At 56.4% G+C, this 26,431-nt stretch carries 24 protein-coding genes; 11 read left to right on the top strand and 13 right to left on the bottom strand.

Annotated features, from left to right (window positions below; all coding sequences use genetic code 11):
* Window positions 1-162: 162 nt before the first annotated feature.
* Both CEE69_RS20620 and glmS read right to left on the bottom strand, forming a co-directional pair.
* Window positions 163-360 (bottom strand): hypothetical protein, encoded by a 198-nt coding sequence (locus CEE69_RS20620; RefSeq protein WP_099262510.1) that lies wholly within the window; start codon window positions 358-360, stop codon window positions 163-165.
* A gap of 122 nt (window positions 361-482) precedes the next feature.
* Window positions 483-2,336 (bottom strand): glutamine--fructose-6-phosphate transaminase (isomerizing), encoded by a 1,854-nt coding sequence (glmS, locus tag CEE69_RS20625; RefSeq protein WP_099262511.1) that lies wholly within the window; start codon window positions 2,334-2,336, stop codon window positions 483-485.
* A gap of 521 nt (window positions 2,337-2,857) precedes the next feature.
* Here glmS and CEE69_RS20630 point away from each other — a divergent pair.
* The 6 genes from CEE69_RS20630 to CEE69_RS20660 all read left to right on the top strand — a co-directional run bounded on the left by CEE69_RS20630 (window position 2,858) and on the right by CEE69_RS20660 (window position 9,994).
* Complete coding sequence (locus CEE69_RS20630) at window positions 2,858-4,351, top strand: sensor histidine kinase (protein WP_099262512.1); 1,494 nt, start codon at window positions 2,858-2,860, stop codon at window positions 4,349-4,351.
* Window positions 4,352-4,489: 138 nt separating this feature from the next.
* Window positions 4,490-4,861 carry a DUF3127 domain-containing protein gene (locus CEE69_RS20635; RefSeq protein WP_099262513.1) on the top strand — a complete coding sequence of 124 codons (372 nt, stop codon included), beginning with the start codon at window positions 4,490-4,492 and terminating at the stop codon, window positions 4,859-4,861.
* Window positions 4,862-5,241: 380 nt separating this feature from the next.
* Window positions 5,242-6,921 carry a GH3 auxin-responsive promoter family protein gene (locus CEE69_RS20645; RefSeq protein ID WP_099262515.1) on the top strand — a complete coding sequence of 560 codons (1,680 nt, stop codon included), beginning with the start codon at window positions 5,242-5,244 and terminating at the stop codon, window positions 6,919-6,921.
* 166 nt (window positions 6,922-7,087) lie between these two features.
* Entirely contained in the window at window positions 7,088-8,134 is a 1,047-nt protein-coding gene (locus CEE69_RS20650; protein WP_099262516.1) for a ketopantoate reductase family protein, read from the top strand.
* Entirely contained in the window at window positions 8,131-9,417 is a 1,287-nt protein-coding gene (locus CEE69_RS20655; protein ID WP_099262517.1) for a carboxylate--amine ligase, read from the top strand. The genes CEE69_RS20650 and CEE69_RS20655 overlap by 4 nt, the downstream gene beginning before the upstream one ends.
* Window positions 9,418-9,535: 118 nt before the next feature.
* A complete protein-coding gene (locus tag CEE69_RS20660) occupies window positions 9,536-9,994 on the top strand; it encodes a superoxide dismutase, Ni (RefSeq protein WP_233215473.1) in 459 nt (152 codons plus the stop codon).
* A gap of 55 nt (window positions 9,995-10,049) precedes the next feature.
* Here CEE69_RS20660 and CEE69_RS20665 read toward each other — a convergent pair whose 3' ends face one another.
* From CEE69_RS20665 to CEE69_RS20715, 10 genes are all read right to left on the bottom strand, one after another.
* On the bottom strand, window positions 10,050-10,979 hold the full coding sequence (locus tag CEE69_RS20665) for a cupin-like domain-containing protein (RefSeq protein WP_099262519.1): 930 nt from the start codon (window positions 10,977-10,979) through the stop codon (window positions 10,050-10,052).
* A gap of 17 nt (window positions 10,980-10,996) precedes the next feature.
* A complete protein-coding gene (locus tag CEE69_RS20670; protein ID WP_099262595.1) occupies window positions 10,997-12,325 on the bottom strand; it encodes an amidohydrolase family protein in 1,329 nt (442 codons plus the stop codon).
* A gap of 131 nt (window positions 12,326-12,456) precedes the next feature.
* Window positions 12,457-13,491, bottom strand: coding sequence for a sialidase family protein (locus CEE69_RS20675; protein ID WP_099262520.1), 1,035 nt, complete (start codon window positions 13,489-13,491; stop codon window positions 12,457-12,459).
* A gap of 163 nt (window positions 13,492-13,654) precedes the next feature.
* Window positions 13,655-14,287 carry a bL17 family ribosomal protein gene (locus CEE69_RS20680; protein ID WP_099262521.1) on the bottom strand — a complete coding sequence of 211 codons (633 nt, stop codon included), beginning with the start codon at window positions 14,285-14,287 and terminating at the stop codon, window positions 13,655-13,657.
* 85 nt (window positions 14,288-14,372) lie between these two features.
* Window positions 14,373-15,368 (bottom strand): DNA-directed RNA polymerase subunit alpha, encoded by a 996-nt coding sequence (locus CEE69_RS20685; RefSeq protein ID WP_007328400.1) that lies wholly within the window; start codon window positions 15,366-15,368, stop codon window positions 14,373-14,375.
* Window positions 15,369-15,428: 60 nt separating this feature from the next.
* Window positions 15,429-15,812, bottom strand: a complete 384-nt coding sequence (gene rpsK / locus CEE69_RS20690; RefSeq protein WP_007328401.1) for a 30S ribosomal protein S11 — start codon at window positions 15,810-15,812, stop codon at window positions 15,429-15,431.
* A gap of 67 nt (window positions 15,813-15,879) precedes the next feature.
* Window positions 15,880-16,251, bottom strand: coding sequence for a 30S ribosomal protein S13 (gene rpsM / locus CEE69_RS20695; RefSeq protein WP_099262596.1), 372 nt, complete (start codon window positions 16,249-16,251; stop codon window positions 15,880-15,882).
* A 474-nt stretch (window positions 16,252-16,725) separates the two neighbouring features.
* Complete coding sequence (locus tag CEE69_RS20705) at window positions 16,726-17,403, bottom strand: dihydrofolate reductase (protein WP_099262523.1); 678 nt, start codon at window positions 17,401-17,403, stop codon at window positions 16,726-16,728.
* Window positions 17,404-17,410: 7 nt separating this feature from the next.
* Entirely contained in the window at window positions 17,411-18,205 is a 795-nt protein-coding gene (locus tag CEE69_RS20710; RefSeq protein ID WP_099262524.1) for a thymidylate synthase, read from the bottom strand.
* A gap of 189 nt (window positions 18,206-18,394) precedes the next feature.
* Window positions 18,395-19,150, bottom strand: a complete 756-nt coding sequence (locus CEE69_RS20715) for a class I SAM-dependent methyltransferase (protein ID WP_099262525.1) — start codon at window positions 19,148-19,150, stop codon at window positions 18,395-18,397.
* A gap of 293 nt (window positions 19,151-19,443) precedes the next feature.
* Here CEE69_RS20715 and CEE69_RS20720 point away from each other — a divergent pair, with 293 nt between their 5' ends.
* From CEE69_RS20720 to CEE69_RS20740, 5 genes are all read left to right on the top strand, one after another.
* The gene (locus CEE69_RS20720) at window positions 19,444-21,258 is read left to right on the top strand and encodes a GumC family protein (RefSeq protein ID WP_099262526.1); all 1,815 of its coding nucleotides are present in this window, start codon (window positions 19,444-19,446) and stop codon (window positions 21,256-21,258) included.
* Window positions 21,259-21,361: 103 nt separating this feature from the next.
* Window positions 21,362-22,606, top strand: coding sequence for a sugar transferase (locus tag CEE69_RS20725; protein ID WP_099262527.1), 1,245 nt, complete (start codon window positions 21,362-21,364; stop codon window positions 22,604-22,606).
* A 9-nt stretch (window positions 22,607-22,615) separates the two neighbouring features.
* A complete protein-coding gene (locus CEE69_RS20730) occupies window positions 22,616-23,977 on the top strand; it encodes a glycosyltransferase family 4 protein (protein WP_099262528.1) in 1,362 nt (453 codons plus the stop codon).
* Complete coding sequence (locus tag CEE69_RS20735) at window positions 23,974-24,954, top strand: polysaccharide deacetylase family protein (protein ID WP_099262529.1); 981 nt, start codon at window positions 23,974-23,976, stop codon at window positions 24,952-24,954. Before CEE69_RS20730 ends, CEE69_RS20735 begins: the two co-directional genes overlap by 4 nt.
* A gap of 8 nt (window positions 24,955-24,962) precedes the next feature.
* Window positions 24,963-25,784, top strand: coding sequence for a WecB/TagA/CpsF family glycosyltransferase (locus CEE69_RS20740; protein WP_099262597.1), 822 nt, complete (start codon window positions 24,963-24,965; stop codon window positions 25,782-25,784).
* Window positions 25,785-25,886: 102 nt separating this feature from the next.
* On the opposite strand, the gene CEE69_RS20745 is transcribed toward CEE69_RS20740, so the two are convergent.
* Entirely contained in the window at window positions 25,887-26,420 is a 534-nt protein-coding gene (locus CEE69_RS20745) for an NADPH-dependent FMN reductase (RefSeq protein WP_099262530.1), read from the bottom strand.
* Between the last annotated feature and the right edge of the window lie 11 nt (window positions 26,421-26,431).

Here is a 26,431-nt window from a genome sequence, read left to right on the forward strand (position 1 = left end):
GAGACGAGCGTGGGTGGGGAAAACTGGGATTTCTATCCCGGGAACCCGACACTGTCGACACTCAAGGGCAACCTGTCAACTCAAAGCTGAGTCAGAAGTTGTGCTCCGTCTCCGCCCGCCGAGTGCTCCGAATCGAACACTCCACGAAGGTCATTCTTCGGTTCAGACGGGTTCTTCGATGAATTCCTGAACCGGCTGCTGTCCGGGAACAATTCGCGTGATGCTGACCTTGGTGCGGCGAAGTTCTTCCACCTCTTCCAAGAGATTGTTGAGCAAATCCGCGATCTCGGCTCCTGCCGTCTCGCCGATGTGGACCATGAGTGCTTTGCGTGAGTTGTAGCTCAAACCCCGATCGTTCATCTCAGGAGAACTCCGCTGCAGGTTGGAAGGAAAGGAACAGGAAAACGCCGACTTCGACACTAGGAGCAATGTTTCGATGAGTGAAACCCTAGTTGGATACGGAAATCGCTCGACCGCGAAATTTACTCAACCGTCACACTTTTCGCCAAGTTGCGGGGTTTGTCGACGTCACAACCCCTCAAAACGGCAATATGGTACGAGAGCAACTGCAGAGGGACGGCCGAGACAATTGGCTGCAAGAACTCGGGGACTTCCGGGATCATGATGACCTCGTCGGCAATCCGGCGAATCTGAGCCTCTTCATGGCTGGCGACCGCGATCACCGGGCCTCCGCGAGCTTTGACCTCTTCCATGTTCGACATCACTTTGTCGTAAGTCGTTCCACGCGGCATGATGAAAACGCTGGGCGTGTGCTTGTCCACCAGCGCGATCGGGCCGTGCTTCATCTCCGCGGCGGGGTAACCTTCGGCGTGGATGTAGCTGATTTCTTTCAGCTTCAGGGCACCCTCGAGAGCCGTCGGGAAATTGTATCGACGACCGAGATACAAAAAGTTTGACGCTTCGGCGTACTTGGACGCGATCCGTCGAATTTCAGAATCACAGGTCAACGCTTGCTCCACCGCCGCTGGCAATCGTCGAAGTTCCTCGATGATCCGGCCGCCCGACTCAAAACTCATGTGCCGCATGCGACCGAAATACAGCGACAACATCGCGAGGACACAGCACTGGCTGGAATATGCCTTGGTGCTCGCGACGCCGATCTCTGGTCCGGCATGCAAGTAGACTCCTCCGTCTGCGGCCTGAGCGATTGAGCTGCCGACGACATTGCAAATCGCGAGCGTTCGATGCCCTTTGCGTTTGGTTTCGTTCAGTGCCGCCAGTGTGTCGGCGGTCTCACCACTTTGAGTGATCCCAAAAACCAACGTGTTGTTTTCGATCGGCGGGTTCCGGTACCGAAGCTCGCTGGCGTACTCCACGCAAACAGGGATGCGAGCGAACTCTTCGATCATGTACTCGCCGACCAAAGCCGAGTGCCAACTCGTTCCGCAACCGGTCAGAATGATGCGTTCGACGCCGCGAAGTTGTTGAGGCGTTAAGTTCAATCCACCAAAGACAGCCGTCGCATCTTCATCGTTCAATCGACCTCGCATTGCGTTGCGAAGCGAGTCGGGCTGCTCGTGGATTTCCTTGAGCATGTAATGATCGTAGCCATTCATGCTGACTTCGCCGGTGTCTTCGGCCAGCGGCTGAATGTTGACTCGAACCTTCCCGCTGTCACGATGAAGAACCGTGAATCCGTCCGCGGTCAGCACTGCGATCTGATGATCGGCGAGATAGACAATGCGATCCGTGCGGCCAGCGATCGGCGACGCATCGCTTGCGACGAAGTACTCGCCACGGCCAACCCCCAAAACCAACGGGCTGCCAAACCGAGCCGCGATGAGCAACCCTGGTTTTTCGCGAAAAGCGACGGCCAAACCGTAGGTGCCTCGAAGCTGGGCAATCGCCCACTTCACCGCGGTGACGTAACGCATGTTGGGTTGAGTTGGATCGGCGGGAGTGCCCTTCAAACCTTCCGCGACCAAGTGCGCAATGACTTCGCTGTCGGTTGCCGATTTGAATTGATACCCCTTCGCGATCAATTCATCTTTGAGAACCTGAAAGTTCTCGATAACGCCGTTGTGCGCCAGAACCACTTCGCCATCGCCACCGATATGCGGGTGAGCGTTCTCTTCGGTCGCCGGTCCGTGCGTGGCCCATCGTGTGTGCCCCAATCCCAAAGTGCCTTCGGGTGGCGTCCCCATCCGATCAGCCAACGCCTGAATTCGCCCGACCGAGCGAGTGATCGCGATGTCACCACCGCCGTGGATCGCGACGCCGGCACTATCATAGCCTCGGTATTCCAAACGCCGAAGTCCATCGACCAGGAACTCTGCCGCTTGGTCTGCACCAACGTATCCAACAATTCCACACATGGCAGCTGCCGCAATCGATTGACAAAAAAAGGGTTCGCGAGAATTCGATGTGTCTCACGCGAGCGTGACAGAAGTCAAGAGCCGACGACAAGGTCGCCAGCCGCCAACGGGCACTCTTCTCGTGAAAACAAACGCGTCCAAACGAGGCGAAATCCGCTGAACACGCTCTGTTTATCGGCATTTGCGACGTATTTGATTCAACCCTTTGGGCACGCTCGATTTGCATAATTCGATGAAACACGAAGAACCGGATCGACCCGCCCATTTTCCCAAACCCAAGCAATCGGTGTGGATCGCAGGACAGCATTTTTCCAGGCAACACCTCTTTTGAGAACAAATGATGACGATGGAGTAACCGTTTTGATTTTGGTTTCACATTGCCACGTGCTGTCAGTTTGACCGACGCAAGTGCGACATTCTGTCGATTTGATAGCAGTCAGCGTTCACCCACAGCATCGTGGCGGACGTCCTAGCAAGTAGCCAACGCACGCCTGCCCCGTCGTGAACGAAAGACTACCCCCATGTTTTCACCCAGCAAAAATTCGTCGGCCAAGAAGCAGCAAGCTCGCGCCCATCGACGTGCCCTGCGAAACATCGCCTCGCACCACAACGAAACAGCCCCCGATCCACTCGGCGCCGCGGTGCGATTGCTGAATGAAACCGCTCACGATCTCAAATCGCCGCTGGCTGGGATCGCCGCCACGATGGAAGTCATCCGGGACGGAAGCCTCGGCGATGTGACCGCTTCTCAAGCGGAGTTTCTTCAGGCCGCGATGACTCAGTGCCAGTACATCGACTCCTTGATCGACGAACTGTCACGAGCCGAACGCTTGCGTTCCGGCCTGCCTCGCGTTCGCCGCGTCTCCACCAAACGCACTGCCATTCGCGAAGCGGTTGACTTGGCGACGCGTTCGCTGCTCAGCAACAAACAGATCGAACTGCACTGGGACGGCATCGAACCCAACTCGCCGGACGTCTTGGTCGACTCAACGATTCTTTCGCGACTGATGACCAACCTGATCATCAACGCGGAACGCGCCAGCAAACCCGGGTCGCCGATCCTGATTCGAGTGGAAGACGATCTGAATCGCGGTGTCGCGGTTTGGTCCGTGATCGATCGCGGACGTGGGATCTCGCCCCAACGTCTGCAACTACTCAGTGGCACGCAAAAGATCGCCTCGGACCTGGGTGGCGAAGGTCTTGGTTTGATGATCTCGCGTCAAATGGCTTCACTGCACTATTCCAAGTTGACATTGCGAAGTCGCGTGGGAAGCGGGACGGACGCCGTCTTCGAAACTCCTTTGGCAACGCCGGCCGGTATCGCCGCGACGTTCGCTCGTTTCCGATCTGAGAAACGTGGTTCACGTTCGCGTCCGCAGACCATTCAACAGTGGAAGTCTGACGAGTCGAACACGTCCGAGCGAGAACTTCTGGGTGGCAATCGAGTGCGGATCGAGCACACCACGAACAAGTCTTCTTGGCATGAGATTGAGCTGCAGTCCGAGGACATTCGTCCGGTCCGGGCCGATCGCCTCGCCCTGGGCCGCGTGACCGCTGACGTCGAGTGCACGATGGAGATGGCGGACCGCTTCGATGAAATTTTGCAATACAACCTCAGCCCGTTTGAATTGGCTTACCGAACTTCGCGAAGAAGCTGGGTGTGCGCGTTGGACGCTGATCATCACAGCATGCCAACTCGAATGCAGCAAATTGAGATCATTTCGCGACGCGCCACGCCCGCGATGCAATTGAAGTGGAGTGAACCGTCGATCGTGCCTGTCCAGGAACGCAGCCTTCAGTGTTTGTTGGTCGACGCGATGACAACCCGCACACTCGCTGAGGCACCCGGAATCATTCCCGATGTCGACTCCGTTCGATTGGGGACGCCGGAAATCTCGTTTTCACCGGTCCCATCCGCTCGACTCGACGAAGAACTTCGCCGAATGAATCTGCGAATGAAGTCGCAGACCGAACGGCTTCAACAACAAGCGGCCGCCCTTCGCCCTCGCGTTTGAACGCGGCCATCGGCGGACGAGACGGTTTAGGACCTTTAGTCGTTTGCGATCAACGTTTACACTTCGCCGCTGTGATTGCTCTTGTCGGTTTTGGACGGAGCAGACGATTTTGCGAGAAACATGCGGGCGAGTAGCTAGATGAGTGATTCAACAGTTCGAGGCGTTGTGAACGTGATCGAAGAAACCAAGACCTACGGTCAAAAAGGGTTTCGCAAACGATTGGTGGTTCTCGAACAAGACAAAGGTAGCTTCAGCAACTACATCCCTATCGAATTCACCCGCGACGCTTGCGACAGCGTCGACGAAATGAACATGGGCGACGAAATCGAAGTGGCCTACCGTCTGAACGGCCGGAAATGGCAGCGAGACCCCCAGAGCGAAGTCAAATACTTCGTTAGCGTCGAAGCTTTGTCGTACAAAGTCGTCGGAGCATCCAGCGGGAACGCCGGTGCTGGAGCGGACGCCGCTAACGACGCATTCAACGAAGTCGACGACGAAGCGCCCTTCTGATTCGGGCGTGATGTCGCCGCAAAAACCCGCTAAACGGTCGCGTTGGCGGGCTTTTCGAGCATGGGAACAGCAACTCGCCTGCTCAGCCACTTTTTCGCGAATTCCATTGATTCGCGATGGGCGGATGCTCCGATTTCGATCAAATCGAATCGACGGCACGATCCTTAACTTGGCACCGGTCATCTGGGGGACTACAAACAGTCTCCAGATGACTCAGTTTGCCTATTCGCATTCAATCTGGCGGGCAGATTCCCCTCCGCCAAGGTTACTCACCCCAAATTGCGAGACGCATCCACAACGCTTTGGAAACACTTAGCGAGGATCGCAAAGGACAACCCTGAGCCGACTGGCCCGTGCCGACCAAAGGGAGCCCGCTCACAATGTCCATCCATCCCATGACGCTGCTGCGGCATTCGATGCTGCGGTACAAAATCGGCCGTTTGGACCGGTACCTCGCCAACGCGGAACGTGCCCGCGAAATCCAGCGGGAGAATTTGCTTCAGCGAATCCGGCTGAACGCGGACACGGGCTTTGGACGCGATCACGGCTTTTCTGAGATCCGATCTCTCGAAGATTTTCGCCGCCGTGTTCCGATCGCCTGCTACGAAGCCGCTCGCCCCTACGTCGACCGAGTGATCCAGGGCGAGACGAATGCGTTGTTCCCTGAGAACACAAACGTCGTCATGTTCGCAACGACCTCTGGGACAACCGATCACCCGAAAATGATCCCGGTGACGGAGGACTTTTACCGCCAATACAAAGCCGGCTGGCAGTACTGGGGAACAGGGGTCTACCGCGATTACCCGCACCTGCTGCAAATGAAATCGCTGCAGTTCTCCAGCCACTGGAATGTCACCCAAACACCTTCGGGCGCCCCTTGTGGGAACATCAGCGGACTGGCTGCGGAGACCCGACCGTTCTACATCGGATCGCTGTTCGTGTTGCCGGCCTGCGTGATCCAAATCACCGAGCACCTGGCGAAGCACTACACCGCGCTGCGTCTCAGCCTGGCGTGCGATCGTGTCGGCAAGATCGTCACCGCCAATCCAAGCACTTTGGTGGAAGTCGCCAAGTTCGCGGACGCGATGAAGGAAACCCTAATTCGCGACATCCATGACGGCACTCTCACCGGCGACCAACCGATCCCCGACACAATTCGCCAACGACTTCAATCGCGTCTGAGACCCAACCCTCGGCGAGCACGAGAACTAAAACAAATCGTCGACCGCACAGGCCACCTTTATCCCAAAGACGCTTGGCCGGACCTGACGCTGCTGGCCGTCTGGACCGGTGGCTCTGTCGGAATCTACTTGAATCAATTGCCCGAGTTCTATGGCGACGTTGCCATTCGCGATCACGGGCTCTCGGCGAGCGAAGGTCGCATGACCGTGCCACTGCAAAATGGCTCGCCGTCGGGAATGCTTGACTACAGCAGCCACCACTTCGAATTCATCCCTGAATCGGAACGAGACAGCAACGATCCCAATGTGCTGGAAGCCTCGGAACTGACCGAGGGCCAGAACTACTTTATCGTGCTGACGACGGCCAGTGGTCTGTACCGATATGACATTCACGACCTCGTCCGCTGCGACGGCTACTGTGGCCAAACGCCGATGCTGTCATTCCTCAACAAAGGCAAAAACTTCTGCAGCTTCACCGGCGAAAAACTGAGTGAACATCAAGTCATGCAGGCGATGCAGCAAACCCTGCGATCCCTCAACGTTCCCTCGTGCACCTTCACACTCGCGCCGACCCTTGGTGAACGCCCTCGCTATCACCTCGTGCTCGACGACACATCGCTGCCCAACCTGTGCGAACGCGTCGGCAAGGAGATGCAGAACCAACTTTCGCAGGTCAATTGCGAATACGCCGACAAATGTGCCAGTGGTCGCATCGAGCCGATTCAGGTCACTCGTGTTCCTTCAGGAACGTGGGAGAAGCTGAGAGCCAGCAAAACGTCCAAGCGTGGCAATTTCGAAGAGTACAAACACCCGTGTTTGACAAACGACACGAACTTCTTGCACAACCTCAGCACTCTGAATTCGCCGCCGTCGGACTGATCATGGTTGCCTGAACATTTGCTAGATCCCCCGAGCAATGCATCCAGAATCGGTCGCGATTCGTGATTCAGCGAGCGTCACTTAAAGAGCCATCGATCGCTCGTTATGATGTTGCAACCACCTTTTGACGCCGGCGTTTTCAATCTCTTCTGACCGACACCATGCCATGAAAATCAGTGTTCTCGGAGCCGGCGCGATCGGCACCATGCTCGGCGGTTTGATCCGCGACAACGACCCGACTTGCCAAGTCGTCTTGCTCGGGCGTGGGCCCCACATCCAAACCATCCGCGACACCGGTCGCGTCCAACTTCAGGGGCCCTGGCCGACGCGAGAAGTCCAAGTCATCGGCACGGACAACCCAGCTGACATCGCTGGCTCAGACATAGTGTTGGTGACCGTTAAATCGCAAGCCACCGCCGAAGCCATTGCAGCGGCGGCACCATACATTGACTCCGCCATCGTGGTCTCCGTGCAAAACGGTTTCAATGATGCTGCCCTGTTGAAACACGTCAACGAAGAACGCTTGGTGATGGGAATCACCGCGACCAACGTCACCGTTCCCGAACCCGGCACCGCCAGCCTTCAGTTCAACGGCACGATCGTTCTCGGTCCTAACGCCGAACGCACCAACGCGGCTTCCGCCACCGCCGCTACCAAGACGCTCGAGAAAACGGGCTTCCGTGTCTTCGAAGAAGCGAACGTGGAAGGCGTCCGCTACAACAAACTGGCAATCAATTCACCTGGCTACGCTGCCTCTCTCTCGCAGTCCAACTTCATCACCGAAGCGGTCTGCCATCGTGGTTGGCGAACCGCAGTTGGCAAACCATTGGCGGATGAATGCTTGCGGGTTTTCGATACCGCGGGTGTCAAACTGGCCCGAATCCCCAAGCTTCCCGACATCCGAAAACTGCGAGGCTTCTTCGGAAAACTCGACTCGCCATTGCTTGGACCAATTGTCGGCACCGGCGCAAAACTGATCTTTAACCGGCGCCCCATTCAGTTTTCTCTGTACCAGGATTTGCTCAAAGGGAAAGGCACCGAAGTCGACCACACCCTTGGCGAAATCGTGCGTCTTGCGGAGCGTAACGGCACCACCGCTCCCTACAATCAGATGGTCATCGATCTGGCCCGAGAGATTGAAAACCGCGGTGCCGGGAAGTTCTTCACTCGCGAAGAAGTCATTGATCGCTTCCGACAAATCGAATCGCGATGAGCGAATCGCGGCGCATTCTACTGACGGAAGGATCCAGCACATCGGCTCGCCAAACGCTGCATTGCCTTGGCGGCCGACACACGATCGACGTCATGGATTCGGCCGCACTGAGCCAATGCCGCTTTAGTTCTCTTGTACGGCACTGGCACCGGTGCCCACTTTCTTCCGCCGATCCGATCGCGTTTTTGCGTCGTTTGAAAGAACTGATCGACCAGCATCACTACGACGTGGTCATCGCGACACACGAACAAGCCTACCTGCTCAGCCGCGTGAGAGATCAGCTTCAAAACCATGTTGGCGTGGCGTTGCCGACGTTCGATGCGATCGACCGTCTGCAAAACAAAGCCAACTTCGCGCGAGCGATGGAGGAGCTGGGCTTGCCGCAACCGCACACTCGCATCGTTGACGGGACATCCGCCGAGTCACTGCAGGAAGGCTGCTCCGCACAATCCGAATTCCCTTGCTTTCTGAAAACGGCTCACGGAACTGCTGGCCGCGGTGTGATAGCCATCCATGACTCCGCGGAGATGCGTGAATGGGTCAAAGAACAAACCGCAACCGACGCGTCTCTGCCCAACCAAGAAATCGTCCTGCAGTCGGCCGCACCCGGTGAACTTTCAATCCTGCAAGCCATCTTCGATCGCGGACGCATGATCGCGTGGCACGATGCGATGGGATTGCGTCGGGGAGTTGGCGGTGCACCGATTGTTCGGGTCAGCACGCATCGTGAGAATGTTGCCGAGGATGTTCGCAAACTCGGCGAGTCACTCGACTGGCACGGAGCCCTCTTCGTCGAATACTTCTATGACCAAACAACTGGGCATCATCAATTCATCGAAGCCAATCCGCGGATCGGAGAAACGGTCAACGCAATGCTGGCCGGCGTCAATCTGTGCGAATTTTTGGTCAAGGTTTCTCTGAATGAAATCCCCGATTCGGCGCTGGTTGCTTCGGGCGTCGCTGGGGTTCGATCTCACCAATTCCTCACCGCGTTGCTTGATCAGGCCATGCAAACAGGATCGCGGGCGGCGGTGTGGCAAGAGATCACCAACCGAATCCGGCACAAAGATGGCTACCGCGATTCACAGCCCGAAATGATGCGGCTTAAACAGGACTTGCTTAGCGGGATCCCGCCACTGGCCGTTGCAATGGAACTGTTGCTATCTCCCAAACGCTCGCACAAAATGGTGCGATCCACGGTCGCGAACTACGGCTTGAACGCCGACGCGGTGGCAAAAATCGCCAGTCTGCCCGCCCAGGAACTTTCGGCAATCTTTGAGTGATACAGAGCTTGCGTCGCATCAGCAGGATAAGTCTGTACAATTTGCAGGCGGTGCAGATTGAATTGCGCCCATTGGATAGTCACGCTCTTTCGCTCCAATCCTCGAACTGGACCACAACATGAATCGCTTTTTTGCCTCGACCATCCTGACACTCGTGTTCGCCACGATCGCCTCGGCTCACTGCCAGGTCCCTTGCGGCATTTATGGCGACCAACGTCGCTTTGAAGAAATGCTGGAAGACGAGCACACCATCTCGAAAGCTCAAACCGAAATCAACTCATTGGCCGGCAAAGCCGATGCCCAATCGGTCAACCAAGCTGTCCGCTGGGTCACCACCAAAGAAGATCACGCCACTCGCATTCAAAACACCATCGCCGCCTACTTCATGGCTCAGCGGATCAAGACCGACGATCCCGCCTATGGCAAGAAGCTGATGGCCGCTCACAAGGTCATAGTCAACGCGATGAAGGCGAAGCAGTCCGCAGATCCCGCGACCGCGAAAGCTCTGGAAGAATCAATCTTTGCTTTCTACGAAGCATACGAAGGCAAGAAACCTGACTTCGATCACGAGCATTGATCACTTGGGCTGACCACGAAATTCGATCAGCCCAACACACCACCGAGATTCAACATCAGGCCGCCTTCTGGGCGGCCTGACTCGTTTGAAGCAGACCGCTGAGGATCTTCTTTCCCTTCATGACGGTCTTGGCTTTTCGGATCAATGTTGGAATCGCCAAGATCACCATTGGACTGCGAATCACTTCCTTCGCCACGCGACTGACGCCGCGCCCAAACGAGACGTTTTGAGTCAACGTATTCAGCGCCGGTTCACCAGCACCTGCAAAGTTGTCGAGCATCCATTTGACGCCCGACGGCATCGCGAATCGCGTCTTCTGCAACAACCATAGAATCTCTGACTCACGAGCAGCGATCTTTGTCGCCGCAGGTTGCTGCCTCGGCATTAACACCCAATTGACGTTCACGTTCAGCTCGCCAACTGAGTGCACATGGTGAAACCAATAGCGTGGCAAGAACACCATGTCGCCCTCATTCAAATCGAATTCGTAGACACGCTTTCCCTTCAGTGAATTGTCTTCAAACAAACAAGTCTTCGAGAATGGCATGTTGGGCAGTGGAGTTTCCGGCGCAACGATCGTCCACCGCTTCTTGCCTTTGAGCTGCAAGTTGAAAACGTGCAACGAGTGTCCGTCATAGTGCCACGGCGTGGTGTGACCGCCCGAGTTGAACCAGACCCGAACGCAGTTGTCTCGCAGAAACGCGGTGTCCGGATTCATCGATTCCGTCACGACCGGCGGCGTCGTGCAAACGTCATCGATCATCTCTTGTCGCACGTCGTACCAAAGCAATCGCTCGGTCACCGTGGTATCGACCGCGATCTTGTCACACAGGGCCCGACAAACTTCCTCCGCGCCGCCGTCCGCCTGAGTCACGCCGCGAAAAATGACAGGCTGTTCGGTCGCGTAGTAATCGCGAAAGAAAGTCTCGGCATCGTTGGCGTCCAGCGATGGGATCTCGCGAGAGGCCGGAGTGGACGTGGTCATGGTGCTATCTTGTGGGGTCAATCCAAGGAATGCTGTTTCGCAAACGCTTCGACACGTTCTCGAACGCCGGGGATCAGTTTGACGGCATTCTCATAATACAATTTGCGGAGCACCTTGGGAGGAAGGTTCACGCCGTCGATTTGCCAGAGCCCCTGCGGAGGAGGCTCTTTTTCGCTGTAGGGAAACGCTTCGTCGTCAGTCTCGAAGAATCGCCAATAATAACGCAAACGCTGTTCCGGCCACGGTCCGTCGGTCCCAAACAGCAAGCGATCCTGGTACCGAATCAAAAATTCGCGAGCCGCACGGGGCTGTCGTCCAAGCTCATTGATTCGCGAAGCCGGTTCGACCCAAAGATTTGGATATCGATCCATCCACGCGCTCACCAGCGAAAGGTCCTCAGGACTATTGGCGATGTGAGCCCCGATGAATTGTGTCTTGGGATGCTTCGCGATCATGCGATTTCGAGCCGCGAAAAGCTCTTCCCGCGATGGGTGCTCCTTGCCATGGAAACTCCAATCCGGGTGCCGAGACAGCTCTTCCCAGCGTTCGTTTCGCTCGTTGACCGGATCGAAGAAGGCAGCCGGGTCAGCGGTATGGATGATGATCGGTATCTCCAGTTCACCGCACGCCGCCCAAATCGGATCCCATCGAGAGTCATCAATCTCAATCAACGACCCATCCCGGTTTCGATACCCCAAGCCAAAACGCTTGAACAACTTCAATCCGGAGGCCCCGAGTTCGACCGCTTCCCGTAGTTGTTCAGCCGTTCGCTCCGCAAAACCGGGGCGTTGGCATGCCCACGTCGATGGGTCATCGGTGGAGCCATCGCCTCGCCAATCGACGTTGGCATACAGCACGAATCGATCGCGATGCTCTTTCCAGAGGTAGTCTTTTTGTTCCTGGAACTGAGCTCCCAACTTCCCATCGAGCGACACACAAACGGCGATACGGTTTCGATCCATCGTCGCAACAAAGTCCTCGAGTGCCTCTCGATTCATTCGCAGCCGATAGAAAAAATGCGAATGAACGTCGACAACCGGAAACTTCGCATGATCAAGATTGGTGACCGACAACTTCAGCTGAGACTTCGGGTTGTATTGATGCACCGACAACTCGCGGCCGTGACGGCCATCCATCACGAACTCGCCAGATTCTTCGGTACCAATTTCTTCCGTATCGTTGACCGCAGCCGCTTCACCCGTGCTGCTCTCAGTGCGAACGAGGTTCTCGCTGGAGCCCCGTTCACTTGAGACTCGTTCACTCGACGCTTGAGCCAAAGCTCGGTCAGACACCAGCAGCAGACTGGTAGATCCAACCAGAAGAAACAAAACGCGTCGAAAAGTCATAGATTCGCAAACAGTGGGATAGGTTTTCTCTCGCGAATTGTAGCGTTTGACCATCCGCGTTCTGTTGAAGATTCGATGAGGAAAGCTGGCCCGATTCGCCGAGGCCTCACCCCATCCATCGAAAGCCAATGTCAATCGAGTCTTACCTGAGCGAGATAAATCGCCGTCGTGAATTCGGTCTCCGCGCCTTCTTCAAGTGATTCGTGCTGAGAGTAGTAACTCACCCATAGGTGATCCTCATAGAACACCATTCCGGCGTAGCTCGTGTCCCCACCGGACGGCAGAGCTAGGAACTCATCCAACGCACCGGTTTTGGGATCAATCCAACACAGGGAGGTCCGAACCTTTCCGTCGTAAAGACGAACCGCAGCCACAAATCTGCCGTCAGGCAAACGCGCCATCTCTGGGCCACCGATCCGCGCGCCCATGTCCTTCCAAGTCCAATCGGTATAGGGAGGCTTGGACTCACCCCACATCCCGGTCTTGCTGCCGGCATCCCTACGGAGCAGGCAGTAGGCAGTGTCATCTTCCAAAAACAAAATCGACGACTCATTCGGGTAACCATCGATCATCAGGTTGTCGACCAAGACATCGTACTGTCGACCGTCCTTGCTCTCGTACAAACGCACGCGGCGATCTGTCGGATCACCGGTGTGATAGCCAACGCTGTAAGCCATCCCATCGTTTGACCAGGACGTCCGCCAGAGCCAATCGCTACGTTTCCCCGCCTCAACCGGCTCGCTCCAGGTGAAACCGTCATCTGAAAACCAATTGAATGATTGATGACTTCCCTCACTCGGGTCGTGCAGCGCACCGGCACCACTCAACATCAATTGACCATCGGGAGTCACAGAAAGCTTGGCATCACGCAGGTCAGAATCATCGCTCTCAATCAACGCCGCAGACTCCCACTTCAGACCATCGTCACTGCGAAGGACTCTCAGTGAGCCATCATCCGACACATGCCGAGTGCCTTCGCGAAAGACACAGAACCAGTGGCCTTTGAACCGAGCCAGGTCAGTGAACGCATTGTGATGTGCTTGATCCCAGATACGGTCGATCCGCACCAACTCAGCGGCATGAGACAACACCGGCAACTGCATCGTTGCAGTGATGACCAACAAAAGAAAACCATTGACAACTGAGAATCGTTTCTTTGCCTGCATGCGTTCACCTCAGGGAATCCGACCATCGCCGAAAACTGGGCCCGATCAATTCGCACCCGCTCGACCAACGGAGAATAATCCCTCGCTGGTTCGCACCCAAGTGAACGCGCACAAAAAAAGGCAGCCCTTGAATGGACTGCCTTTTTCATGACTTGTTCGCCGATCAGCTAGCTGATGCGGTTTCTTCTTCGGTGCTGGCTTCCGCTTCAGGAGCCGAATCGCTTTCAGGTGCGTCTTGCTCGAATGCTGGACGTTGAGCCGAACGAGTGACTCGATCGTTCTTGCCAACCAACTCGAGAATTGCACGAGTACCGCCGTCGCCCAAACGTGGCGTGGCCAAACGCATGATGCGGGTGTATCCACCCGGACGATCAACGAAACGTTCCGCAATGGTATCGAACAGGATTGCGACTGCTTCGCGATCACCGATCAATTGCAACACGCGACGTTGTGCATTCACATAAGGAGCACGAGCGTCGGCCCATTGGGTCCACTGCTCGCTCTTACGCCATTTTTTGTATTCGTCCGAACCACGTTCAGCCGAAGTTTCAAACTTCTTGGCTTCTTCGAGAGCTGGCAGGGCACGCTTTGCGAGCGTGATGCACTTCTCGACCAATGGACGAACTTCCTTGGCCTTTTCCAAAGTCGTGATAATACGACCTGGGACCTTAGGAGCATTTTCATCCAAGCTGGCGTCACGTTCGGTCAAGAACAGGGCGCTGGACAGGTTCCGCATCAATGCTTTGCGGTGAGCTGGAGAGCGGCCGAGAACGCGGCCTTTGCGGCGGTGACGCATGACGCGAATCCGTCAAATTGAATGGGAGTGAAATGAAAGTGAATCGAAGTCGTTGGCGTGCATCGCATTCGCGATGTGTCACTGACTAGAACAGAGGTTGGTTCGGCACTCGCATGCCGAGGTGCAATCCGTACTGCGATAGTTTTTCACGAACTTCGTTGAGAGTTGTGTCGCCAAAGTTGCGAACTTCCAACAATGAATCTTCGGTTCGTTGCACGAGGTCACGAACCGTCATGATGTTTTCGCTTTCCAAGCAGTTGTTCGCTCGAACCGACAACCGCAAATCAGCGAGAGTCATGTTCAGCTTGGCTTCGAGCTGAGCTTCGGGCGAACCGGCTCCACCGCGTGCGGCGGAGAAGATGCTTGGTCCCAATTCGCGATATTGCACGAACGGGTTGAGGTGTTTGCGAAGGATCTTGGCCGCTTCGGTCAACGCCATTTCTGGGTTGATCGTTCCGTCGGTCCAGATTTCGAGGTTCAAGCGGTCGTAGTTGGTCTTCTGACCGACACGAGTCGCTTCGACTTCGTAACGAACACGAACGATTGGGCTGAAGACCGCGTCGATCGGAATGATTCCGATTTCGTGGTCCACGCTGCTGTGTTCGGTGCTTGGAACGTATCCACGACCGGTTTCGACAACCATTTCCATCATGAATGGAACGTCGTCGGTCAGCGTGCAGATGACGTGATCTTTGTTGATGATCTCAACGTCCGCATCGGTTTGCACATCAGCACCGGTGACAACACCGGCGGTGTTGCGTTCGACGGTGATCACGCGAGTCGAGTCGGTGTTGCTGTTCACGATCAACGACTTGACGTTCAACACGATGTCGGTGACATCTTCGAGAACACCTGGAATCGTCGTGAACTCGTGCTGAGCACCACGGATTTTGATCTGGGTAACGGCACTACCGACCAAGCTGCTCAACAACACGCGACGCATGCTGTTACCGATGCTGGCACCAAAACCACGCTCGAAAGGCTCGGCAGAAAATTTGCCGTAGGTTTGGGTCAGCGAGTCACGATCGACTTCAAGCGAACTGGGCAGTTCCATGCCGCGCCAGCGGATGTGCATGGTCATGTTGGGCCTTTGATGGATGCGGGTTGGGGTTGATCAGAAACGAAGCGGCGTCAGCGGGAATTAGACGCGGCGTTTCTTGCGAGGACGGCAACCGTTGTGCGGGATGGGGGTCACTTCCTCGATCAATTTCACGTTCAAGCCAGCGGCTTGCAGTGCAGTGATGGCACTTTCACGACCGGACCCAGGTCCTTTGACGCGAACTTCGACGTCACGCATGCCGAACTTGGTTGCCTTTTCAGCAGCTTGCTGTGCAGCACACTGACCGGCAAAGGGAGTGCTTTTGCGACTGCCCTTGAACCCACTGGTTCCGGCACTGGCCCAGCACAACGTGTCACCTTTGGCGTCCGTGATGGTCACCGTGGTGTTGTTGAAAGTCGCGTGAACGTGAGCAACACCGTTGCTTACATTTCTGCGGATGCGTTTTTTCTTGTTGGTCTTTGCCACCGAAACTTCTCAAACAGATCAATGAATGGGGGGAAGGAAGGAAAATGGAATCAAGCCAAACCTGCGACTATCGCAGATCCTTGACGCCCTTCTTACCAGCGACCGTCTTACGAGGCCCTTTGCGGGTCCGTGCATTGGTCTTGGTGCGTTGCCCACGTACAGGCAAGCTGACACGGTGACGGATGCCGCGGTAAGATTTGATCTCACGCATGCGGCTGATGTTTTGAGTCACTTGACGACGCAGCGGACCCTCGACGAGATAATCTCGTTCGAGAAGGGCTGCGATGCGACCTACATCTTCGTCGCTGATGTCGCTGGCGGGTGAAGCTGGGTCAATGCCCAATTTTTCACACACCTCACGAGCCCGGTACAGCCCAAGGCCATACAGGTACGTCAGCGAGTATTGAATCTGTTTGTCGTTGGGGATGTCGACGCCCATCAGACGGGGCATGGCGATACTCCGAGAGCAGCTGCGAAGGATGTTAGATTATCTGTGCGTTATCGCGCTTCAGAAGCGCTGGATGGCGATGGAACGCGAGAGCGTCTTCGCCAGCGGATCGCGGACTATAGCAGTCGGCCCCCTTTTTGCTCAAGTGGAAGCGACAAAAGCAATCCGGAATTTTTTTCGGGGAAGTCTTCATCTTTTAACATCCCCGCATCAACGTTTGGTCGAAACCTCCAGTAGAGCCCGCAATCAACGTTGAATAGCAAGCATCGGCGGGAGTTGAACTCGTTCTGAAATCTCATCTGAGTTTTCTTGGGAACCAGCCGCTTTCATCACCGAAAGCACGTCCGTTTGGCTCGCTGGACACTTCGAAAGTCCGGTTCAGCGACCCAATGGTGCTCTGATGGGCCTCAAGAAATTCGCCGTGCGATTGCACAGAATCTGTGTTGAACGGTTCCCCGATCGCGATCACTTGGGCCGATTCGGACTCGGGATTCGGCGACGCATTCGCAACCAATCGGTCGGGTAGTCGTCTTTGGCGGTGACGGGCAGCGACGTCTGTGACACGAGCTCAAACTCATCCAGCGGTAAATCCACGCGGGTATCACCGGACACATTGGCCCAAACGCGAGTCCACCAGAGTTCGGTGCATAGCGGGAACCACTGTTGGTAGATCTGGCCTCCGCCGACGACAAAGATCCGTCGCTCGGCAGCCAATGCAATCGCTTCGCACTTCCCGGATGCGGTCTGGGTCCCCGGAAACTGCCAATGTCCCTGGCGCGTCAGCACGATCGTCTGACGCCCCGGCAAAACGCGGCCGATCGACTCGAACGTCTTGCGGCCCATGATCAGCGCGCCACCCATCGTGGCCTGTTTGAATCGCCTCAGATCCGAAGAAAGCCGCCACGGCATGTCCTGCTCATTGCCGATCACACCCTCTGGCGTCGCTGCAACCACGGCCGTGATGCTGCATCCGACACCATGATCGGCGGGCAGCAGGTCCCGACTACGAAGCGAACGCGCGATGTCACTCGGCGAGTCTCCAGGCGGGTTCGTTTCACCAACCTGGCTCGCTGAATCGGGGCCCAGCGGCTGATCGGATGAATCAGGCAAGCTGGAATCGGGGCGGGAGCTGACTTCACTCATACCGCTTCTAAACTGCCACCGGAGCCTTGATGTGGGGATGGGGATCGTAATTCGATAGTTCGAAATCATCGAACTGGAAATCGGTGATCGTGGTCACCTCGCGTTTGATTTGAAATTCCGGCAGCGATCGAGGTGTTCGGCTGAGCTGCTCACGAGCTTGGTCGAAATGATTGCTGTAAAGGTGAACGTCGCCCAAGGTGTGAACAAACTCGCCCGGTTTCAATCCAGTGACGTGAGCCATCATCGACGTCAGCATCGCGTAACTGGCAATGTTGAACGGCACACCCAGGAACAAATCCGCGCTGCGTTGATACAGCTGACACGACAATCGGCCACCCGACACGTAGAACTGGAACAGCAAGTGGCACGGAGGCAAAGCCATCTTCGGCACATCGGCAACGTTCCAAGCGGAAACGACCAGACGACGCGACCTCGGGTTGGTACGAATCTCGTTTTCAACCCAAGCGATTTGGTCGATGGTCTCGCCACCCGCACCTTCCCAGCTACGCCATTGCCGGCCGTAAACGGGCCCCAGGTCACCAGCCTCATCGGCCCATTCGTCCCAGATCGAAACCTTGTTTTCTTTCAGGTAGCCAATGTTGGTTTCGCCTCGAAGGAACCACAGCAATTCGTGCAAAATCGAGCGAATGTGCAGTTTTTTGGTCGTCAGCAGAGGGAACCCTTCCGCCAAATCAAACCGCATCTGACGGCCAAAGAGGCTCCGAGTTCCGACGCCGGTGCGGTCGTCTCGATCAATCCCATCGTGCAGGACTTCGTCTAAGAGTTGCAAATAGCCTTGCATGAGCGTCTCGTGCGATCCGAAAAGTTCGGCGAATCTCTTTCACCTGTTCACCAAATGGTAACAGCGAACCGCTTCGACGAGGATCCGCCTGAAGAGTGTTCTGCGGCAACTTTAAGTTCTGCGGCAACTTAAAGGCAAAACGACGCCTGCCTGAACAAGAACGCCGGGATCAAGCTTCCGAAACTGGGATCAAGCTGTCTGAACAGATGGGCCATTCGGCGAAGTCCAGTCCAACGTCCAATGACGATCGCTCGTCATCTGGATGACGTCCGCGGGAATCCCAACGCTTTCAACCATCTCACGAGCCTCCTCCAAAGTCAGCGCGGCCCACAACGACTGACGCAACAATTGAGACGGTGCGAACTCCGGTGGGACTTCCGTGTCGGCCGCGGAATCCGTGTGCAGTTCTACCAATCGCTCGATTTCTTCCTCGGAATCTGGCCGAAACAAGTCGCGAATAAAAAGTCGGCCGCCGGGCATTAAGGCTCGAGTGGCGACCTGAATCGCGGTGATAGGATTCGGCAAGTGATGCAGAACCGTGTTGCTGATGATGGTTTGACACAAGTCTTCTTGCAGGCCTTCCGGGTCCGTCAGATCGATTTGCTGCAAGTAAACCAAGTCCTGCATCCCAGCCAATTCGATTTCAAACTGAGCCAGTTCCAGCATTTCGACGGCAAAGTCAACCGCCATGATCTGAAGCTGGCCATCGGCAAAGCTCGACCCCGCCAGATCGCCAGCGTCCTCAGCCGCTCGCCATCGCTCGCTCAAGATCAGCGGGATCCCGGCGGGCCCGCACCCCAAATCAATCACTCGCGGCCCCACAGCCCCCCCACCTAGCAGGTCATCCACAAAAACATTGTTCACCTGTTGGTGATCCATGGCTTGGTAGGCGGACGCATCCGCGGCCAAATCGCCCGGTGTGGGTTCCATTACACGAGCTAACATTCGTTCAGGACACTTTCATAAGAATTTGACTTGCAAAAACCGAAATAGAATTGGGTGAGAATCCACGCCCAAACCTGTTCACTGGGGGATTTCACCCAGACTTTGCGCTATTTTGGCTAAATTCCACCCCACATAATTCCGGTGGGCAACTACAACTTGAACAAGATGCCCGACCAAGACGAAGGACTGCGCGTGCTGAAGGGAATCGGGGGGTTGCGCTGGTTGTGGACAAATTGACTCTTGGGCGGATTGTAACGATCGCCCATCGCCCCTGAAGTGCCTGGAGCCGCCCGGTGAGCCGATCCCAACCAGACCCCAACCCAACCAGTTCAGCAAGTCGCCTGAACGGACGCTCGTCTCATTTTTCTTCTAGCAACTGGTCACCGTCCGCTCCGACTGAATCGTGGGCCATGGTCACTCCCGGCGAAGTTCTTCGGTCATTCCGTCGCCGCTTGCCGTCGATTTTGTTCACCACCGTGTTGGTGACAGTCGCCGTCGTCGCTCTGCTGGTCGTTTGGCCCAATCAATATCGAAGCGAAGGTCTGATGTACGTCCGACTTGGGCGTGGTGCCTTGGCCGTCGACCCGACCACCAAAGCCACCCAGTCGGTCTCGATGCAAGAAAGCCGCACCGCGGAAGTCGTCAGCATCGGCGAAATGATCGGCAGTCGCGAAATCGCCGAACGCGCGGTGGAGCGAATTGGCGTCGATAAAATCAACCAACCTCGCACTTGGATCGATCGAGGCCTCCAGGACGCAGAAGAGTTCATGCAGTCCGACCACCAGATGGTTGCTTGGTTGCCAAAGTCCGAAGGCAAAACCGTTGGAGAGCTGACACCGGAAGCCTACGAATTGCAACTTGAACGCGAGCAAGCAATCAAGAAGGTCTCGAAAGCCATCGACGTTCAAATCGCGAAAAACGGTTACACCGTCGCGGTCGCTGGCAAGGGTGACGATCCGTTGCTGATTCAAACGATCGTCCAGGCCGTGATGGACGAGTACGGTCGCTATCACGTGGAAGCTCACAGCGTCGACGGCTCGGAATCCTTTTTCGAAAAACGAGCCAAACAAAGTCGCGACACAGCACTCGCAACTCGACGAGCCCTACAAGAAACTCGCAACGAAATGGGATGGCTCAGCGCCGCCTCCGCCGAAGAAACTCTGCGAGAGCGCATCATCGATTTGGAAATGAAACTGAACACCGCGGACAGCGAACTTGCCGAAGCGATCAGTCAAGCCGAAGAACTTCGCCGCCAACTCGATGGGACCAAAGAATGGGTTCCGGTCGAAGTCACCTTGGGCATCGCCAACGCAGCCGGCGACCAGATGCGAAGCCAACTGTATGACGTGCAGATTCAAGACGGCGAAGAACTCGCACGAGTCAGCCCGAACCACCCTCGCTACAAACGGCTGCAGGAAAAGATGCAGCAAAGTTCCCAACTGGCTGATGCCGAACGTGAAGACCGTGAGGAGCGCCGCGAAGCCATCAACCCGGTCTACCAGGAACTCGAAACGCAGTTCCAAACCGTTCGGGCCAAGGCCGTCGGTTTGAAAAGTCGCCGCGAAGCTGTCAGCGAACGCTTGGAAGCAACTCAATTGGATCTCCGCCGCCTCAACGGTGACGCAACCCGTTTGGCTGAACTGACTTGGGAGGCCGAATTGGCCGAGGACACCTATCGCGAACACGCTCGTTCATTGGAAGAAGCTCGGGTCAATTCCGCACTGGACGATTTGCAGATGTCCGACGTCAGCGTCATTCAAGACGCAACGTTGAACCTGAAGAAGTCAGGTCCGATGCGAGGCTTGCTGTCGGTCGTTGGTTTACTGCTCGGCCTGAGCCTCGGACTACTCCAAGCGATCCTGCGAGATTCGCCAGTCGCTTCCACCGGCGGTTCCCGCGCAGAGATTTCGCGTAACAAAGCGGCCAAATCTCGTCGACGTACGAAGTCCGCCGATGTTGCGACCAACACGGACTCGGACCTGGACGATGTGATGCACGAACAAGAAGACATTCGATCCAACGAAACGGTGACTGCCGGCGCGCCCACAGGCGACACAGCAGCCATGAACGAAACATCGGGAACGTACAACGCTCCCATGCCTCGCTAGTCGCGATTGATTTGGATGCGATGCAGGAAAGCATTCGCAGTGACCAAGGCAACCTTTCAGGGACGACTCGACGGGGCACCAAAACGCACCTAGGAACAACAACTTGTTTTCATTTTTTAAGAAAGACCGACGCGAAAGCCTGCTGCGGTGGAAGGACGAAGCTTCGCTTGGTCGCCGCCGCGTGCTGCTGCTGTCGTCGCGCCAATTCGAACGCGAGCTGAATCGCGAACGGTTGCGAGCCACGCGTCGATCGATCCCTTTCTGCTTGCTCACCGTCGAACTATTGACCAAGGCGGGATCGACTCGCCGCAGCACCACCAAACAGAACCGCCAACTCGTCGACTTGCTGCTCCGCAATCTTCGCGTGACGGACGAGAAGGGAATCCTTGCAACGTTTCGTTATGGCGTTCTGCTGGTCGACACACCTGAGATGGGCGGCCGCGCTGTGCTGGACCGCTTGGCTCGACTGACGTCCGCGGCTGGACTCGAGGTTCGGCTGAAACTGCAGGTCCACGACCCAAATGGCTTTGGCGAAGATCACGAAAACGATCAAAACACATCGGGCGAGCGCCGCGCGGGAGATCGCCGCAAGGACGATCCCGCTGACACCGAAGAAGCCTGGGTTCGCTTGGCATCCACCACCGCTGAATCACCGGCTTCCGCCGACCCCACCACATTGGCCCACAACCGTGTGCAGTCGTCAATCGATGACATCACGCTCGCTGGTGTGCAGCCACAAGGCAGCCAATCGGGATGGTCGCTAAAACGTGCAATCGACGTCATCGGTTCCGGCATCGGCCTGGTCCTGACCGGGCCCGCAATCCTGGCTGCGATGGCGGCGATCAAGCTGACCGATGGTGGCCCGGTGTTCTTTCGACAAACTCGCGAAGGCCAAAACGGTCGCCCGTTCACCATCCTGAAACTCCGGACGATGATCGTCGACGCGGAAAAATTCCAGGCGGAATTGCGTGCCGACAGCCACCGCGACGGGCCCGCATTCAAGATCTCGCGTGACCCCCGAGTGACCAAAGTTGGACACTTTTTGCGAGCGACTTGTTTGGACGAACTGCCACAACTGATTAATGTAATGAGCGGTGACATGTCTCTGGTGGGCCCGCGCCCACTACCATGGCATGAGAGCCGAGCCTGTGAGCGCTGGCATCGACGACGCCTCGACGTTCGCCCGGGACTGACTTGCACGTGGCAGGTCAACAAGGCCAAGGCTGTGACGTTCGATGATTGGATGCGGATGGATCTTCGTTACATCGACCAACTGGGTTTGTTTCAAGATCTACGACTCATCGCTCAAACTGTCGTTGTGCCCGTGATGGGGCGTGGCGGCGAATAGACTTCCAACATGTCCGCCGTTTTGCCCACGAACTCTGATTCCGACGACTCACCGCAAACTTGCCCGTTGGTCGGTTCCTCAGGGAACGCCCCCGCGGCGCACGACGGTTCTGCAGTCACCGAATCGCGAGGCAGCATGGCGACCGATGGGTTGATGTTGGACGCGAAAGCCGTCTTCCTGACTCACTACATCCCGCTCTACCAAGTCCGGGTGCTCCAAGAGATCACGAAGCGAATTCGTGATTTTCAGATTCTGCTCAGCACCCCCATCGAACCCAACCGCGACTTCCAGTTGGATTGGTCCGGGCTGAACGTTGAAGTTCAAAAGACGGTCACGCTGCGGCGTCGATGGCGACACGCAAAAGCTGGCTTCGATGATCCGCTGTTCGTGCACGTTCCCTACGACACGCTGAAGCAACTCAAACGCATCCGTCCCGACGTGGTGATTTCGCACGAACTGGGTGCCCGATCGCTGGCTGCGGCTCGGTATTGCCGTCGATCCGGCGCTCGATTGGTTCTCGCGACGTTCATGAGCGAACACACCGAACAAGGTCGCGGTCGTGTTCGCAGCTGGGCTCGCCGCCGATTGATTCGTTCCGCTGATGCGATCACGTACAACGGCCCTTCGTGTCGCGAAGTATTGCTGTCACTCGGTGCCCGCGAAGATCAACTGTTCCACTTGCCCTACGCTGCGGATGATCGGATCGCCGCGACTGAAACTCAGCGACCGGCGGAGTCCGATGTCCGCCGAAAATTGTTGTGCATTGGCCAGCTCTCGCAACGCAAAGGCGTGTTGCCTTTGGTACGCCAAGCCAGCGACTTCTGCGCCGCCAACAACGAAGCGATCGAGATCACCTTTGTCGGCGATGGCCCTTGCCGCAGCGAACTCGAAACCCTCGCTTCCGGTAGCAGCACCGACGACAACGCTCCCATCGATTCGCGGCTGAAAATCCACTTGTTGGGAAACCGTCCGGCAGCCGAGCTTCCCGAATTGATGCGAGCTCACGGGGCGATCATTGCACCGACACTGGCCGACGAATGGCTGCTGGTCACCAATGAAGGCATGCACGCTGGAATGCCGATCATCGGCAGCATCTACGCACAATCCGTCACGACGCTGGTCCGAAACGGACGCAATGGCTGGCAATACGATCCACTTGCCTCAGAAGCAACTTCTTCGACGCTGAATCTCTCCGGCGCACTGAAAAGTTACCTGGCGACCGACGAGTCAACGATCAAAGCCATGCGTGAAAACGCCAAGCACGACATCCGAGAGTACACGCCGCAACGATCCGCGATGGGCGCGATCGACGCCATCCGGTCGGCACTCAACCGGCGCGATGCGGACTCGACCGGAAACGCATCGTCATGAGCCAAGCGTTGATCGGCAGTTTGTCGATGGATCTGGATAACAAATGGGCTTACCTTCGCGCCGCTGGGCACGAGGACTGGGAGTCCGCGTCCAGCTACTTTCCAATCGCAACTCAGCGCATCGTCGAGATGCTAGGCGAATTGAACCTGCCGTTGACGGTGTTCTTGGTCGGACGAGACTTGGATATCGACTCGGACGTGGAAGCCATCAAGACGTTCGACCAACTTCCTAGCTGGGAAGCCGCGAATCATTCACTCAATCATTTGCCCTGGATGCATTCGATGAGTGATGGGGAAATCGAGTCGGAGATCATGACAACGCACGATCGCATCGTCTCAACCATCGGCACCCGGCCCGTCGGTTTTCGTGGCCCCGGATTCAGTTGCCCGGCGGAAGTCTTGCGAGTGCTGATTCGAAGCCATTACAGCTACGACGCATCTATCTTCCCAACATCGATGGCACCGATCGCTCGTGCCGTCTTTTTGGCTCGCACAAACCTGAAAGGTGAACAGCGAGAGAAGGCCAAGAAACTGTACGGTGGTTTTGCCTCGATGCGAAACCCCAACCGGCCCTTCATGCGGCACGAAGAAGTGGACGGCGAGACTTGTCCATTGCGGGAGATTCCCGTCACCACACTGCCGTTCCTTCGGACACCGATTCACTTCAGCTACGTCACGTTCTTGGCCAGCTTCAGTGTGATGGTCGCGAAGATGTATTTTTCGATGTCGCTGAACCTGTGCCGCATGACCGGAACCTCGCCGTCGCTCTTGCTTCACCCGCCTGACTTCCTCGGGTGTGAAGACGATTCGGACATGGCCTACTTCCCCGGCATGAAAATGAAACGTGACGAGAAGCTTTCGTTCATGCGATGGGCTCTCGGAAAATTTGCTCGTGAATTTGATGTGCGGACCATGCTGGACCAAACCCATACGCTCGCGACATCGGACGGCTTCGTCCCTCAACCTGCAACCACTTGAACGAAACCATGTTGGACTACGGACAACACAACGTGTTGGGCATTGGCGTCAACGCGATCGACTACGAGTCCGCGGTGGATCGCATCATCACAGCAGCGAAAAACCATTCGCCGATGGCGGTCACCGCCTTGGCGGTTCACGGTGTGATGACTGGTGTGCTGGATCGCGAACACCATTACCGGCTCAATCAATTCGATCTCGTTTGTCCGGATGGGCAACCTGTCCGCTGGGCGCTGAATCGTTTGCACCGTGGATCCTTCGACGGCCCCGCCTTGTCCGATCGAGTCTATGGTCCGGAACTGACGCTGCGTCTGTGTGCCCAAGCCGCCAAAGACGACGTCCCAATTTTCTTGTTCGGGGCGACCGAGGACATGCTGCAGCAGTTCGCCGATCGACTTTGCGAACGCTTTGAAGGCCTTCGCATCGTCGGCAAACGAGCCTCCGCCTTTCGGCAAATCACTCCTGAAGAGCGCGAAGAATTGGCCGAAGAGATTCGCAGCAGCGGCGCTGAAATGTGCTTCGTCGGCCTGGGATGCCCACGTCAAGAAATCTTTGCCTACGAGATGAAGGAACACCTCTCAATGCCGTTGATCGCGGTCGGTGCCGCATTCGCATTTCATGCCGGGATGCTGGAACAGGCACCACCCTGGATGCAGAAGAACGGCCTCGAATGGTTCTTCCGTCTGACGCGAGAACCGGGCCGTTTGTGGCGTCGTTATCTGTACTTGAACCCGGCCTATGTGTCGTTGCTAGCACTGCAGAAACTGGGTATCTACCGACGCAAACGCGACGGCGGGCAATCGCCAAGCAAAGAATTGATGTTCGGCTAATCAGTCGCTTTTCGTCGGTCCGCTTTGTCGCCCATCGGCTCCGCGAGATCGACATCAAACATTGGGCGGAGCCGATGGACGACCGTTCCTAGGCAATTCTGCTCAAGCGTTGAGCGCGTCGCTGAGCTTCAGCGTTTCTTCCACCAACGTGTCCACCCGGCGTCCGATCTCTTCGTCCGCCAACGAATCTCCTTCGAACGATTCGCCAGTTGCATAGACAAATCGTGGCACGATCACGCAGCGAAAGTCCAGCATCAAACTGTTGGCCAGCCCCATCGCGGACATGTAGCTTCCTTGCCCACCGGCAGCCAACAACAACGAAACCGTCTTGCCGGTCCATGCCTTCCCAGTCAGCTCCACCGCATTCTTGATCGCCGCGTTGACGTCGTAGTTGTAGACCGGCGACGCGACGTAGATTGCTTCCGCCGCACGAATCAATTCGCCGAGCGCAATCACCTCTTCGTTGCCGTACGCGGTCGCTCCGTCGCACGGTGGCAAAGTCCGCTGGGACAAGTCAAACACTTCGACTTCTCGTTGTTGCGAACGCAGGCGCTCGGCAACCGAACGAGCCAAAATTCGACTGCGACTCGTGGGGTGAAGGCTGGAACTGATGACGAGATGCATGCCTTGACTCAATCGAAAGTAGA

Origin of the sequence: Rhodopirellula bahusiensis, from assembly GCF_002727185.1 — a bacterium.
Classification (GTDB): Bacteria; Planctomycetota; Planctomycetia; order Pirellulales; family Pirellulaceae; genus Rhodopirellula; species Rhodopirellula bahusiensis.